At 64.1% G+C, this 14,953-nt stretch carries 12 protein-coding genes; 6 read left to right on the top strand and 6 right to left on the bottom strand.

Annotated features, from left to right (window positions below; genetic code table 11):
• Positions 1 to 112 precede the first annotated feature (112 nt).
• From ACSYDV_RS14470 to ACSYDV_RS14445, 6 genes are all read right to left on the bottom strand, one after another.
• Positions 113 to 583, bottom strand: coding sequence for an SRPBCC family protein (locus tag ACSYDV_RS14470; RefSeq protein WP_438324517.1), 471 nt, complete (start codon positions 581 to 583; stop codon positions 113 to 115).
• 81 nt (positions 584 to 664) lie between these two features.
• Positions 665 to 1,009, bottom strand: a complete 345-nt coding sequence (locus tag ACSYDV_RS14465; protein ID WP_438324516.1) for a DUF190 domain-containing protein — start codon at positions 1,007 to 1,009, stop codon at positions 665 to 667.
• Positions 1,010 to 1,021: 12 nt separating this feature from the next.
• Positions 1,022 to 4,264, bottom strand: a complete 3,243-nt coding sequence (locus tag ACSYDV_RS14460; protein WP_438324515.1) for an efflux RND transporter permease subunit — start codon at positions 4,262 to 4,264, stop codon at positions 1,022 to 1,024.
• A gap of 3 nt (positions 4,265 to 4,267) precedes the next feature.
• Complete coding sequence (locus ACSYDV_RS14455; protein WP_438324514.1) at positions 4,268 to 5,437, bottom strand: efflux RND transporter periplasmic adaptor subunit; 1,170 nt, start codon at positions 5,435 to 5,437, stop codon at positions 4,268 to 4,270.
• 109 nt (positions 5,438 to 5,546) lie between these two features.
• On the bottom strand, positions 5,547 to 6,854 hold the full coding sequence (locus ACSYDV_RS14450) for a TolC family protein (protein ID WP_438324513.1): 1,308 nt from the start codon (positions 6,852 to 6,854) through the stop codon (positions 5,547 to 5,549).
• 65 nt (positions 6,855 to 6,919) lie between these two features.
• Positions 6,920 to 7,282, bottom strand: coding sequence for a hypothetical protein (locus tag ACSYDV_RS14445; RefSeq protein WP_438324512.1), 363 nt, complete (start codon positions 7,280 to 7,282; stop codon positions 6,920 to 6,922).
• A 295-nt stretch (positions 7,283 to 7,577) separates the two neighbouring features.
• Here ACSYDV_RS14445 and ACSYDV_RS14440 point away from each other — a divergent pair, with 295 nt between their 5' ends.
• The 6 genes from ACSYDV_RS14440 (at position 7,578) to ACSYDV_RS14415 (ending at position 14,951) form a co-directional block, all read left to right on the top strand.
• Positions 7,578 to 8,102, top strand: a complete 525-nt coding sequence (locus ACSYDV_RS14440; protein ID WP_438324511.1) for a DUF3703 domain-containing protein — start codon at positions 7,578 to 7,580, stop codon at positions 8,100 to 8,102.
• Positions 8,103 to 8,151: 49 nt separating this feature from the next.
• Positions 8,152 to 8,490 (top strand): hypothetical protein, encoded by a 339-nt coding sequence (locus ACSYDV_RS14435; protein WP_438324510.1) that lies wholly within the window; start codon positions 8,152 to 8,154, stop codon positions 8,488 to 8,490.
• A gap of 64 nt (positions 8,491 to 8,554) precedes the next feature.
• Positions 8,555 to 9,790 (top strand): TolC family protein, encoded by a 1,236-nt coding sequence (locus tag ACSYDV_RS14430; protein ID WP_438324509.1) that lies wholly within the window; start codon positions 8,555 to 8,557, stop codon positions 9,788 to 9,790.
• Positions 9,787 to 11,049, top strand: coding sequence for an efflux RND transporter periplasmic adaptor subunit (locus ACSYDV_RS14425; protein WP_438324508.1), 1,263 nt, complete (start codon positions 9,787 to 9,789; stop codon positions 11,047 to 11,049). Before ACSYDV_RS14430 ends, ACSYDV_RS14425 begins: the two co-directional genes overlap by 4 nt.
• 17 nt (positions 11,050 to 11,066) lie before the next feature.
• The gene (locus tag ACSYDV_RS14420) at positions 11,067 to 14,228 is read left to right on the top strand and encodes an efflux RND transporter permease subunit (protein ID WP_438324507.1); all 3,162 of its coding nucleotides are present in this window, start codon (positions 11,067 to 11,069) and stop codon (positions 14,226 to 14,228) included.
• A 117-nt stretch (positions 14,229 to 14,345) separates the two neighbouring features.
• The gene (locus tag ACSYDV_RS14415) at positions 14,346 to 14,951 is read left to right on the top strand and encodes a cation efflux transmembrane domain-containing protein (RefSeq protein ID WP_438324506.1); all 606 of its coding nucleotides are present in this window, start codon (positions 14,346 to 14,348) and stop codon (positions 14,949 to 14,951) included.
• Positions 14,952 to 14,953 lie beyond the last annotated feature (2 nt).

The raw sequence follows: 14,953 nt of genomic DNA, 5'->3' as shown, positions 1-14,953 counted from the left end.
AGCTTTGGTGGGTTTTGTCCCACTCCCGCACCTCCCTGACCGCCATCGACCCTCGACCGGGGTGGCGGGGGCAAGGAGCCAAGGGCTCCTGGCGGCCAAGATTTCGGATCCCTCATGCGCGCCGACCACTCGGCCGCGCATATCGGGACTGAACTGTCATACGACGGAAATGCTGTTCAAGCGCCATGTTCGACCGCTTGAGAAATACGCTGCAAACCCTGCGAAGGACGGGATAGCCGAGCCACGAGAAGATGCCACGGCATACAAGACGGTGTGTAACCTCTACCCCCTGTCCCAGCTTCTCGAGCTCGTAGCTTTCTTCGATTACGAGAAGACCACGCGTGCCTGTCCGCCACGAGAAGCTAGTCAGCCAGTCGAGACCGGTGATCCGCCCCTCGGATGCAAATTCCGGGCCCTGCTTGCCGCGAGGAGAATAGACATAGCCCACTCGCTCGTCGTCGCCCGGCCGGTCGGTGAACCGAAGCGTGGGGTGCCAGTCGGCATAACGGTCGACATCGACGAGCAAACGCCAGACGCGGCCGATTGGGACCGGCAGGCGGAGCGAGGCACCTACCGAGAACATCGGCACGCTCCTCGCCCCGGAAAGCCGGTCCGCGACGCAAGCCAGGGACCTGCGCCGCGGTGGAAACCGGCAAGGTGCCGGTCAGCTCTGGACATCGGGTGGCGCCGCAGCGGATTTCCCGCCGAGGATGTCTACAGCTTCGATGGTAATGAGTCCGATATCGGGTATCTCCCCCAGCTGCGCCGCGAAGTCGCGGAGCCGCTGCTCCTCGTCGATGATCTCGATCACGACCGCCCTGTCATTTTCCAGCGCATGCTTGCGGTGGAGATGCGCCGAGCGACCGAAACCAAGAACCGCTTCGAGCACCGTCACGCCTGCCAGTTTTTGCTGGCGAGCGAGTTCGGAAATGAACTCGAAGACCCGCTGATCGCCGAAGAAGGCGGACTCATCGGTGTAGATGCGCAAGAGCTTGGATGCTTTTGTCATGACACTCTCTTCCTATTCCGCGACCGGCTCGACCGCCGGCTCTGTTTTCCGCTTCAGGAACTTCGGCTGCCAGTCCGCCCCGAGTACGACCTTTGCAATCGCGGGCAGGACGAGCAGCGTCAGGATCGTCGCCGCGATGAGGCCGCCGATAACGGTCGTCGCGAGCGGCTTCTGCACCTCGGCACCTGTGCCGGTCGCAATCGCCATCGGCACAAAGCCGATAGCGGGCACGAAACCGGTCATAATCACCGCGCGCATCTTCTCGGTCATGCCTTCACGAATTGCTTCCGTGAGCGGGACGTCATTCTCGAGCCGCTCGCGGATCGCCGTCATCACGACGAGACCGTTGAGCACCGCGACGCCGGCAAGGCAGATGAAGCCCACCGCCGCAGACACGGAGAAGTTGATCCCGGTCAGCGCGAGGGTGAACACCCCGCCCGCAAGCCCCAGCGGCACCGCGAGGAACACGGCGGTCGCCCGCCCGAAGGTGCCGAGCGCCATGTAGAGCAGGATGTAGATGCCCGCGAAGCAGAGCGGAACCACGATGGAGAGCCGTTGCGATGCGGCCTGCAGGCTTTCGAACTGCCCGCCCCATTCGAGATAATAGCCCGCCGGGAGCTTCACATTGGCGATCTTGGCCTGCGCTTCTGCGACGAAGGACCCCGCATCGCGGCCTTCTAGGTTCACCTGCACCACGACGCGCCGCTTGCCATTTTCGCGGCTGATCTGGTTGAGCCCTTCGGTCAGCCGGATCTGCGCCACTTGCGCAAGCGGTATCTGTCCGCGGTTCCCGCCTTCCGAGGGAAGGAGGACAGGAAGCGCGCGGATGTCGTCGAGATTGACGCGGGTCGCATCAGGAACACGGACGGTGATGTCGAACCTGCGATCGCCTTCGTAGAGGAGACCCGATTCCCGCCCGCCGAGTGCGGCCGACACCGTGTCGGCGACTTCCTGCACCGACAGTCCGTACCGCGCGATCGCATTGCGATCGAGCTTCACGTCAAGCGTCGGTGCGCCGCCGACCTGATCGGCCTTGACGCTGCCCGCACCCGGAATGCGCTGGAGCACGCGCACCATCTCGTTCGCCGCGAGCGACATTTTGTCGAGGTCGTCTCCGTAGAGCTTGATGGCAACGTCGCCGCGGACGCCCGCGATCAGCTCGTTGAATCGAAGCTGGATCGGCTGGCTGATCTCGTAAAGCTGCCCGAGCTGGCCGCCAGCGGCCTTCTCGATACGCTCGACGACATCGGCCTTCGAATCGACACCTGCCGGCCACTGATCTTGTGGTTTCAGGATCACGAAGCCGTCCGAGATGTTCGGCGGCATCGGGTCGGTCGCCACCTCGGCTGTACCCGTCTTCGAGAACATCAACTCGACTTCGGGCAGGCTCGAGATCGCCGTCTCGACGTTGCGCTGCATGGCGAGTGACTGTTCAAGGCTCACCGAAGGCACGCGCGTCGAGGCGATCGCCATATTCTTCTCGTCGAGCTGCGGAATGAATTCCGAGCCGAGCAATCCGAACGCCGGGATGGCGAGGAGGAAGAAGGCAAAGCCCCCGGCGATGAAAGCCCAAGGTTTTGCGATCGCCTTGTCGAGCAGCGGAAGATAGCGCTCCTTCGACTTGCGGATTACCCAGACTTCCTTCTCTGCAACCTTCCCGCGGATCATCAGAGCGACGAGCGCCGGAACCAGCGTGATCGCGAGAATGAAGGCTGCGACGAGAGCGAGCATGATGGTGATGGCCATCGGCGAGAAGGTCTTGCCCTCGACGCCCGTGAACATCAGCAGCGGCGCGAAGGCGAGCAAAATGATCGCCTGCCCGAAGACGGTCGGTTTGATCATCTCCTGGCTGGCGCGCATTGTCTCCTCGAGACGTTCGCGAAGATTGAGCAATCTCCCTTCATGTTCCTGCCGGTGCGCCAATCTGGCGAGGCAATTTTCGATGATGATCACCGCACCGTCGACGATCAGACCGAAGTCGAGCGCGCCGAGGCTCATCAGATTACCGGGCACCCGGAACGCATTCATGCCCATCGCCATCATCAGGAAGGAAAAGGGGATGACGAGCACCGCGATGATCGCGGCGCGCCAGTTGCCAAGTAGGAAGAAGAGCGCCGCCGCCACGAGCAGCGCGCCTTCGGTGAGGTTCTTTTCAACCGTGCCGACGGTCGCGTTCACGAGCTTGGCGCGGTCTAACACCACCTTCACTTCGACGCCGGGCGGCAGGGTCTTTGACACCTGCGCGAGCTTCGCCGAGACCTCCTCGGCGACAGTCCGGCTGTTCTGGCCAATCAGCATGAGCACGGTGCCGATCACCGTCTCTTTGCCGTTCATGCTGCCCGCACCGGTTCTAAGGTCGCCGCCGATCTTCACGTTGGCGAGCTGTGCGACGGTGACCGGCACGCCCCCGCGCGTCGCGACGACGGCGTTGCGGATTTCGTCGACCGAGCGCACGCGTGCATCGACGCGCACGAGATAGGCCTCGCCGGCCCGGTTGTAATAGTTGGCACCGACCGCAAGATTCGCGCGCTCAAGAGCTTCGCCGAGTTCGCTGTAGGAGATGCCGTAGCTGGTGAGGCGGGTCGGATCGGGCTCGACCACGAAAGTCTTGGCATAGCCGCCGATCGAGTCGACGCCGGCGACGCCGCCGACCGACTTGAGCTGCGGGCTGACGATCCAGTCCTGGACGGTGCGAAGATAACCCGATTTGGCAATCTCGTCGGTGAGGATATCGCCCTCGGGGGTCAGGTAGCCGCCGTCGGGTTGCCAGCCGGGTTGGCCCGCGACCTTCTTGGCTCCCTTCCCGTCGGGATTTTTGTAGCCGACGGTGTACATGACGACCTCGCCGAGACCCGTGGTCACGGGACCGATCTGCGGCTGCGCCCCGTCGGGAAGATTTTCGCCCGCCTGGAGAAGCCGCTCGCCCACCTGCTGGCGCGCGAAATAAAGGTCGGTTTCATCGGTGAAGATCGCCGTCACCTGGCTGAAGCCGTTGCGCGAGATCGAGCGTGTCGTCTCGAGCCCCGGAATGCCCGCCAGCGAGATTTCGATCGGGTAGGTTACGAGCTTCTCGATTTCGACCGGCGAGAGACGCGGGTCGATCGTGTTGATTTGCACCTGCTTGTTGGTGATGTCGGGGACGGCGTCAATCGGCAGCTTGGTTAGCTGCCAGACGCCGAGCCCGGCTATCACGAGGAAGAGAAAAAGGACCGCCCAGCGCGCGCGGACGGATAGCGCCATCAGTTTCGCGATCACGGTCTATTCCTCCTCGCCCGCGCCCTTGCCGAGTTCGGCCTTGAGCAGGAATGCGTTCTTGGTCGCGACGACCTGGCCTGGCTTGAGGCCGGAGAGGATCTCGACACGGCCGGCGCTGCGCTGGCCGACGGTGACCCGTTGCGCTCGGAAGCCCTGCTTCGTGCGCACGAACACCACCTCGCGGCCTTCGAGTGTCTGGAGCGCCTCGTCGGCGATCACGATCGTTGCGGGGCCAGTGGTCCCGGCGCCACCACTCGGAAGCAGACGCACCCTGACCGCAAGCCCCGGCTGCAACGCCCCGGGTACGTCGAGCACGGCGGTTGCCGAGCGTGTGTCACCGGACAGGCCGGGGGTCACAGCCCGCACACGGGCATCGATCGTCCGGCCATCGGGGAGCTCGATGATCGCACGGTCTCCGGGCGAGAGTCGCTGTGCATCGGCCGGGCCGACTGCGGCCTCGATCTGCACCTTGCTGGGATCGGCAACGCGGAACAATTCGGTTTCGGGTTGGACGAAGGCGCCAAGACTGGCGTTCTCGGCCGTGATCCGTCCCGAGATCGGGCTTGCCACGATGACGCTGCTGCCATCGCGCGTCACCTGCGCGGCGCTCGCTGCCGCACGTGCGCGCTGCGCTTCGGCCGCGGCGGCCGCGGCTTCGGCTTGCGCCTGCTCATAGTCGACGCGCGCCGACACTTTCTGGTCGAACAAGGTCTTCTCGCGGTGGAGATTCTTCTGCGCGAGCGTCGAGCGCGCCTCGGCGGCAATCCGTTCGGCCGCAATTTGGGCGGCGTCGCGGCTTTGCACGATCGCGATCGTCTCACCGGCGCTGACCGGATCGCCGAGCCGCTTGAAGAGGCGGGTGACCGCGCCGCCCGCGCGGGCGGTGACGATCGCCTCGCCGCTCGGCGCGGCGGTAACGGTCGCCTGCGAGATGATTTCCGAGCCGAGCCCGCCTGCACCGATCGTCTCGACGCCGATTTCAGCGGCCTTGATCGCGTCCGGCGAGATGGCGAGGGTGCTCGGAAGAGCTTCGCTCGCCGCTTCCGTTTCGCCTTCGGCTGTCGGCGCGGGTGCCGGATCGGCGGTGCAGCGTGCAACGCCGAAGCCTGTGACGGCGGCGAGTAGCATCCCGCCCGCGACAGTGCCGAGGAGACGCTTGTCCTTGGTGATCATTTTCTATCTCCGCTGTTGATGCGGTTCGCGCGCCGGCTGGCGGCGCACCCCTGTTGACTTGGAAAGACGGCGGCGAAGACGCCCCCGCCCACTGAAAGGGCCGGCGCGCTCATGGCTGATGATCCGCATCGCCATCGGCGGCCGCCTGACGGGACAAGATGGCGCGGGCTTCGGCGCGATCCTGGCGTGCCGCGATCAACTCCGCCTGCGTCGCCGCATAAGCCTGTTGCGCGTCGATATACTCGACGAGCGAGGACTTGCCGGCGCGATAGCTGAGCTCGGCGAGCCTCACGCCTTCGCGCGCCTGCTCAATGCCACTGCCCTCAAGCGCCGCGAGGCGGGCCTCGGCGGCTTCGAGTTCGGCCTGGGCATTGGCGATTTCCGTCTCGGCGTTGATTACCGCATTCTCGCGCCGAGCGATCGCCGCGGCGACATCGGACTTGGCAGCCGAAATGTTGCCGCGATTGCGGTCGAAGATCGGGAGCGGAACCGAGACATTGGCAATGAGCGCGCGATCGCCGGTATCGCGAAGCTGTCGTACGCCGAAGCCGACCGAGGGGTCGAGGCGACCATCGGCGCGCTGCCCTTGGAGGCGCGCTTCGGCGATGAGGCGGTCAGTCTCGGCAAGCCGCACGTCGAGCGTAGCCAGCGAGTCCACTGAGGCAGGCATCACCCAGAGGTCCCCTTCGACCAGTTCGGCTGGCGCAACCGAACTACCAAGGAGCGCTGCCAGCGAACGGCGCGCCGTTCGCTCTTCAGCCTCGGCGGTGCGAAGTTCGGCGGTAGCTTGGACCAACGCCGCATTGGCACGGAAGGCACGTAGCGGCGGCTCGTTGCCGGTGTCGACCATTGCCTGCGCGACGCGGACGAGTTCGCGCGCGCGCGTCTCATTCTCGCGCGCTAGCGCCAGGCCGTCGCGGGCCGCAAGCGCGGTCGCGAATTGGTTGCGAACCTCTAGCGCGAGATCCGCACGGGCAATTTCGAGCCGATATTGCGCGGACAGAAACTCGGCGTCGGCGAGCGTCATGCGCGCACGGCGCCGGCCGCCGATATCGAGGCGCTGGTTCACCGAAACGGTCGTTTCGAGACCGTTGAGGCCCGAATAGGGTCCGGTGCCCGCGAAATTCTCTACATCGACGTTGAGGATGGGGTTGAAGCGATAGCCCGCCTGACGCTGGCGACCGCGAGCGGCCTCCACTTCGGCTTCGGCGGCAACCACGCGCGGCGAACGCGCGTCGGCTTCCTCCATCGCCTGGGCGAGGGACAATCGGGCGGGAAGCGGGCCGGTACGCACCGCCTCGCTATCGGACGAAGGCGGTCCCACCAGCGCCGTCGCTGCCGACTGGGCAGCGGCGGGCGCGGAATTTACGCCTGCAACGAGCGCCGCGAGACTCGCGGCGACAACTATGGATTTCATGAAAAAGAGACTCCTGACGTTTCCAGGGAGAAGCGCACGCGAAGGGCGCGCGCGGACCTAGGGCGTCAGGCGATTGGAGGGCGGAAGGTCCCGATATAGGCGAGGAGCGGCAAGGCGGCCGTCAGGATGCGCGTATGCGCTTCAGAGACAGGGGTTTCGGTCGCTGCCGACAGCGTTTCTGCCGGGACGCCCGCGTGGTGGCCATGGCAACCATGAGCGGCGGCGGGAACCGGCTGCTTTTCGCCGGGGGAGGACTTTTTCTTGCCGCCCTCGTCGCTTTCGATCGCGGGTGCAGAAACGCAGCCCGCTTCGAACGCCGCAACGAAAAGGCTCGCCTCGGCCCGATCCTCGGTCGCATGCACCAGCGACCCCGCAACCGTTCCGGAAGCAAGGAGAAGGGTCAGAAAAAAGAGGATCACCCGTCGCATTGAAACCGGCCCCTAGCATCGAAACGGCGCGGTGAAAAGTAGAAGATTTTCAATCAACTTCGGCGGCACTCTTCGAACCCCCGAACCGGCTCCGTAATATTATCTCATTGAGGTAAGAGAGCAGTGCATCTTGCCCCACGATATTTGCAGAAGCGTCAAAAGAAATAGGATATCCGCCGAACAATCGCGCGTTAAGCACAATAATTCTAGTCTTGTCTTTTGCTCTTACTTCTATCGCTACGCTATTGGCTCCGGCCTCCTTTGTTCAGGACGCCGTTAGAGCGATGCCCTTCCCGTGACAGAAGGGGATAAATCAAAAGCCGAGCGGCACAGCGTCCTGCCGGAACATCAGGGCTTGACCCTGTATCTACTACAGGGTGCAATAGCCTGCCCTGCACAAAAAAGGGGAAAGAGGATGGTGCCGCCGACAACGAATCGCGTGAGCATGGCCTTCATAGAGCCGCTGCTGCGCGATCAATACCGCCTGTTTTGCGAATCACGCCGAATCGGAGATGAAGCCGCTGCGTGGCAGGCGCTGGAATGGAAACATATACTGAGCCAGCCCTATATGGGGGCACATCTCGCCTCCCACTGGCACATGTTTCGCTATGCGATCGAGCTCGGCGATGCCCGTGAAGCTGCCGGTCAGGCGATGCGGTTCCTGCTCGTCCCGCTCGGTTCGCTGACCGGCCGTCTCCCCGCGTGGAATAATGGCCGCGCACGGGTGAGCGCCTTCAATCCCATGCCGATGCCGAAGACTTTGGCCGCGCTGATCGAAACGGCCCGGTCGACGGAGAGCGGCGCTGCGCGAACCGATTGATCCGGATTTGGGCTTCCGGAACAGGTCATTCGCTGTTAGGGGCCCGACCATGTCCGGTGCTCCCCTTCGCCTGTTGCTAGTGTTGATCCTGCTGCTCAGCGGGCTCCACAATGCTGCACCGGCCATGGCGGGCATGACGCACCATGCGACGGATTCTCATCTTTCGCACCATGTCGAGCCGGACCATGCGTCGGACAGCGACACGCAAAAAGGTCAGCAGGAGGCGGACCTCCACGGCAGCCACCATAATTGCCCGGTCGCATCCGATCAGACCCTCGCAGGCCATGACGATCTGTCCTGTTTTTCCGGCGGCCTGCTCTTTGTGCTGCCCGCGACGCGCTTGGCTTCGCGCGCGCTCGCCCCTCCCCTGAACCCTCCCCTCGCCTGAACGACGCCTGCCGCGCAGCTCTTCACGGCCTGCGCTCAGCCGAACCGTTCAGGAGTGAGAATTTATGCATATTCATATGCGCGCCGCCCTGTTGGCCGGGGCTGCGCTGCTGGCGGGGTCCGCATGGGCCCAGCCGCTTACGCTCGACCAGGCGGTCGAGCGGGCCATTGCCGCATCGCCCGAGCTTAGAGCGGGTGAAGCGGGGGTCGACGCCGCACGCGGCGATCAGCTGCAAGCCCGTGTCCGTCCCAATCCGACCGTATCAGTCGACATGGAAAATGGCGTCGGGACGGGCGGCTACGGCTTGTTCCGGCAGTCCGAACTGACCGTCACCTATTCGCAGCCACTTGAGCGCGGGGGCAAGCGCGAGGCGCGCATGGCCCTCGCCGAGCGCGGGGTCGTCCTCGCCGAAGCACAGTGGCGCATCGTACGGCTCGACATCGCGCAACAAGTGCAGCGCGCCTATATCGACGTCCAGATCGCCGAACAAATGGTCTGGATCGCCGAGGATCGCGTCAAACTCGAGAAGGAGATGCGCGTCGAGGCGATCCGGCGCGTGCGCGGCTACAAGGATCCACTCTTCGTCGAAACGCGTGCTGATGCCCGCATTCTCGAGGCCGAACTGGCGCTGAAGGAAGTCCAGGCGAAACGCCAATCGGCACGCGCGCTGCTCGTTTCCTTCTGGGGCGGTGCTCCCGACAGCCTCGTTATTGCCGAGGGGATAGAGAAGCCTGATCCGCGCGACCCGCCGCTGGCCGAAGCGGACACGGCGGTCTTCGACGCAGCAGTCGATCGCGCGCGGGCGCAGGTCGTCGTCGAACAGAGCCGCGCCCATCAGGACTATACGGTCTCGGGCGGGACGCGTTTCTTTCGTGAGACCAACGATGTCGCCGTTCTCGGCGGCATCTCGATCCCTCTCGGACGTTTCGACCGCAACCAGGGCAATATTGCCAGGGCGCAGGCCGAGCGGCGGCAGCTCGAGTATCAGTCCGAGGCAAGCCGCCTCGAGCGGCTGCGGCGCTTGGCGTCGCTTCGCGCGGATGCCGACGCCGCGCGCGTTCGTGCCGAAGGCATCATGACAACCGTCTATCCCAAAGCGGTGAAGACGCTCGCTCAGGTGCGCGAAGGCTATGCTCGCGGAGGCTTCCTGTTCGCCGACGTGCAGGACGCAGCTGACGTCATCATTCAGATCCAGGGTCAGTGGGCCGACGCCATGACGAACTACCGCGACTTGCTCGCACAGATCGATCGCCTGACCGGCCGCTTCGATGCGCCCCCCCTTGCGGAGACTATTCCATGAAGAAATTCCCGTTTCCCGTCGCTGCCGCGGCGCTATTCCTCGCTATCCCGCTCGCTTCCTGCGGGGGCGGTGCCGAAGGCGAAGACAAGCATGAAGAAGGCGAAAGCCATAGCGAGGGCGAGGGCGAAGAAGACGCCGAAGGCCCGAATGGCGGCAAATTGCTCAAGAGTGGCGATTTCGCTGTCGAAGTAACCATCTTCGAAAATGGCACCGAGCCGCAATTCCGCGTCTTTGCAACGCGGGACGGCAAGCCGGTCGACCCCAAGGAGGTCCAGCTCGCCATCACGCTCACCCGCCTTGGCGGCGACGTCGACCGCTTCGACTTCCGCCCGCAGGGCAAGTTTCTCGCGGGCCAGGGCGTCGTCACCGAACCGCACAGCTTCGATGTCGAGGTCGTTGCTGTGGTCGGCGGCAAGCGGCACGTCTGGAAATATGCGAACCCCGAAGGCCGGACCCGGATCGCGGCCGACGCGGCGAAGGCGGGCGGCATCGAAACCGCGGCGGTCGGGCCAGCGACGGTCGGCGAGATGCGTGAACTTTACGGCACCGTGCAATTGTCCCCGACCGCTCGCTCCGAAATTCGCGGCCAGTTCCCCGGCCGCGTCGTCTCGGTGACCAAGGCGGTAGGAGACAGCGTCCGCCGCGGAGACCTGCTTGCGCGCATCGAGTCCAGCGAGAGCCTCCAGGTCTATCCGGTATATGCGACGGTCGGCGGCGTGATCGCCGAGCGTAACGCCAATCCCGGCGACGTCACCGACGGGCGCGCGCTCTATGTGGTCACCGACCCCGCGCAGACCACGGTCGTCTTCAACATCTTCCCCCGCGACCTCGCGATTATTCGTCCAGGCATGCGGGTGACCGTGGAGACGCAGGACGGCGCCGAGATCGCGACCGCACCGCTCGGACAGTTCCTGCCCGACGGCAACGCCGAGGCCGGCACTGCGCTGATCCGCGCGACGATCCCGAACCGTTCGGGAACCCTGCGGCCCGGCATGGCGCTGCGGGGCCGCGTGATGGTCAATCCCGTCACGGTGCCGCTCGCGGTCCGGACCGAGGCAATCCAACCCTTCCGCGACTTCAAGGTGGTCTATGCCAATTTCGGACAGGACTATGAGGTCCGGATGCTGAAGCTCGGCCGCACGTCACCCGAATGGACCGAGGTACTGTCGGGCATCAAGCCCGGCACCACCTATGTCACTAAGGGCAGTTTCCTCGTTCGCGCCGACATCGAAAAGTCCGGCGCGAGCCACGACCATTGATCGGGGAGCAGGATAATATGCTAGCCAGAACCATAGGCTTTTCGATCCGGCAGCGATGGCTCGTCCTCGCGGTGGTCGCGCTCCTGTGCGCGATCGGCGCGTGGAGCGCGACCAAATTGCCCATCGATGCCGTTCCCGACATCACCAACGTCCAGGTCCAGATCAACACCAAGGCCGAAGGTTATTCGCCGCTCGAGTCCGAGCAACGCATCACCTATCCGATCGAGACCGCGATCGCGGGTATTCCGAGCCTCAGCTACACCAGGTCGATCTCGCGCTACGGCCTGAGCCAGGTCACCGTCGTCTTCGAGGACGGGACCGATATCTATTTCGCGCGCCAGCAGGTCAATGAGCGGCTCCAGGCCGCCCGCGGCCAGCTTCCGCCCGGAATGGAACCCGAAATGGGCCCGATCTCCACAGGCCTCGGCGAGATCTTCATGTTCTCGATCGAAGCCGAGCCGGGTGCACGAAAGCCCGACGGCACACCCTATACGGCTGAAGATCTCAGAACGATGTCGGACTGGGTCATCCGCCCGCAGATGCGGACGATTCCCGGTGTTGCAGAAATCAACACGATCGGCGGCTATGCCCGCCAATATCATGTGACGCCGAACCCGGCCTCGCTCGCATCGCTCAACCTCTCGCTCAATGATGTCGTCACCGCGCTGGAGGCCAATAATGCCAACCGCGGCGCCGGTTATGTCGAGCGCAGCGGCGAACAGATCCTGATCCGCGTGCCAGGTCAGGCAAATAATGAGCGCGATCTGTCGCAGATCATCGTCACCACCCGCGGCGGCGTTCCGATCCGGATCGCCGACGTCGCCAATGTCGCGATCGGTTCGGGACTTCGCACGGGCGCTGCGACGGAAAATGGCAAGGAAGTCGTCCTTGCGACGGTCTCGATGCTGATCGGCGAGAATCCGAGGGTCGTGGCGCAGGCCGCGGCCGAACGACTCGTCGAAGCCTCGCGTGCCTTGCCGAAGGGCGTCGTTGCGAAGCCGCTGTACGATCGCACCGCGCTCGTCGAACGTACTATTTCGACCGTGCAGAAGAACCTCGCCGAGGGTGCGCTTCTCGTTATTGTGATCCTGTTCCTTCTTCTCGGCAATTTCCGGGCGGCGCTGATCACAGCGGCGGTCATTCCGGTCGCTATGCTGATGACGCTGACGGGCATGCTCCAGACGCGGACATCGGCAAACCTCATGAGCCTTGGCGCGCTCGACTTCGGCCTCATCGTCGACGGGGCCGTCATCATCGTCGAAAATTGTCTCCGCAGGCTTGGCGAGGCGCAACATCGGCTCGGGCGCCTGCTCGATCGCGACGAACGCTTCGGCCTTGTTGCCTCGGCGAGCGCAGAGGTGATCAAGCCGAGCATCTTCGGCATCATCATCATCACCGCCGTCTATCTGCCCATCTTCGCGCTAGAGGGCGTCGAAGGCAAAACCTTCCATCCGATGGCGATCACGGTCGTGCTCGCGCTCACTGCCGCTCTCCTGCTGTCGCTCACACTGGTCCCGGCCGCGGTGGCGCTCTTCGTGACCGGCAAGGTCGAGGAGAAGGAAAATTGGCTCATGCGCGGTCTCGGCAAGGGCTATCGCCCGATGCTCGACCGCGTTCTGAATTGGCCAAAGGCAGCACTTTCGGGCGCGCTGCTGCTCGTCGCGCTCAGCGGCGTGGCGGCGACGAGTCTCGGGTCCGAGTTCATCCCGGACCTCGATGAAGGCGACATCGCGATGCACGCGATGCGCATTCCGGGAACGAGCCTCACCCAGTCGATCGCAATGCAGGAGGCACTGGAAAAGAGAATCAGACAGTTCCCCGAGGTCGAGCGGGTTTTCGCAAAGATCGGCACGCCCGAAGTCGCAACCGATCCGATGCCGCCATCGGTCGCCGACAATTTCATTATGCTGAAGGACCGGAAGGCGTGGCCCGATCCCAGAAAGCCGCGCGACCAGCTCGTCGCCGAGCTCAACAAGGCGGTGAATGAAGTACCGGGGAACAATTACGAGTTCACCCAGCCGGTGAAGATGCGCATGAACGAGCTGATCGCTGGTGTCCGCGCCGACGTTGCGATCAAGCTGTTCGGCGACGATCTTGACCAGTTGCTCGAATCCGGACAGGCGATCGAAGAAGTTGCCGGCGGGATTGCCGGTGCGCAGGACGTGAAGCTCGAACAGGTCACCGGCCTCCCGATGCTCTCGGTCACGCCCGACCGCGACAAGCTCGCGCGCTACGGCGTCAGCATGGAGACAGTGCAGGATGCGGTTTCGACAGCGACCGGCGGCCGTCAGGCCGGCGAGCTTTTCGAGGGTGACCGCCGCTTCGACGTTATCGTCCGGCTTCCCGAGGCCATTCGCACCGATCTCGCGTCACTCGGCAATCTCCCCGTCGCGCTTCCGGCTGGCGGCTTCGTGCCGCTTTCGGAACTGGCGGAGATATCGCTCGCGGCGGGGCCGAACCAGATCAGCCGCGAAAATGGCAAGCGCCGCGCGGTGATCACCGCGAATGTCCGCGGCCGCGACCTCGGCTCGTTCATCGACGAGTTGACCCAGAAGGTCGAAGCCGAGGTGGTTCTGCCCGACGGCTATTATGTCGAATATGGCGGGACGTTCGAACAGCTTCAGTCCGCGACCGAGCGCCTCCAGATCGTCGTGCCGCTCGTGCTGCTGCTGATCTTCGGGCTGCTGTTCATGCTGTTCGGCTCGGTGCGCGATGCGGCGGTCGTCTTCTCGGGCGTGCCGCTGGCGTTGACGGGAGGGGTGGCGGCTCTGGCGCTGCGCGACATCCCGCTATCGATCTCGGCGGGCGTTGGCTTCATCGCGCTATCGGGGGTCGCGGTGCTCAACGGCGTGGTGATGCTCTCCTTCATCAAGGATTTGCGCGAACGCGGAAAAGGCCTTGTCGAGGCGATCCGCGAGGGGGCGCTCACCCGTTTGAGGCCCGTCATGATGACCGCGCTCGTTGCCTCGCTCGGCTTCGTACCGATGGCGCTCAATGTGGGGGCTGGATCCGAGGTGCAGCGGCCGCTGGCGACCGTCGTCATCGGCGGGATCATCTCATCGACGATCCTGACTCTGCTCGTGCTGCCGGCGCTTTACCTCCTGGTCCATCGAAGAAGCGCGAAGGCCGAAGAGCAAGAGTCGGCGCACCCGAGCGGCGTGCCCAGCCCGGCAGGCTGACATCGTCCCGAACGGCCGCCGTTCCCCCCTGTCGGCGGCAGCCGGGAGTGCTGACTGGGGCGGAACCCAAGCGGGTTCCGCCTCCTTTTAGCGATGGTGAGGATTGAGGAGCTTGCAATGAATGAAAAAGCATCCGGGAGCGAACGCGAAAAGCGAACGCTCCAGATCGTTCTCGTCCTGAACGCGGCGATTGCGATCGCCTTCCTTGTAACAGGCGCTCTTGGCGATTCGAGCGCGCTCATCGCCAATGGGCTCGACAACCTGTCCGACGCCGCCGTTTATGCGTTGAGCCTCGTTGCGCTCAGCCACGGCCTGCAATGGAAAACCCGGGCCGCCACGGTGTCGGGCGTCATGCTGCTGATTTTCGCAGTCGGCGTTTTGTTCGATGTCGGACGCCGCTATTTTGAAGGAAGCGAACCGATCGGCCCGACGATGATGATCATGTCGGCCGTCGCCGCGGTGGTGAACTATGCGTGCCTGAAGCTGCTGCAGCGCATTCAGAATCCGGACGTCAACCTCAGAGCAGCAACAACCTTCAGCTTCAATGACTTCATCTCGAATGGCGGCATATTGATCGCGGGTGTTCTCGTCTGGTGGCTCGGCAAGAACTGGCCGGACCTTCTGGTCGGGTTCGCGACCGCGCTGATCGCCATCAAGGGCGGCATAGAGATACTTCGCGACGCGCGCGCCGAAATGCGCAAGTCAGCAACCGGGCAGGAGTGAAG

This window comes from Sphingopyxis selenitireducens, assembly GCF_051550705.1.
Classification (GTDB): domain Bacteria; phylum Pseudomonadota; class Alphaproteobacteria; order Sphingomonadales; family Sphingomonadaceae; genus Sphingopyxis.
This window is presented reverse-complemented; position numbering and strand designations above follow the sequence as displayed.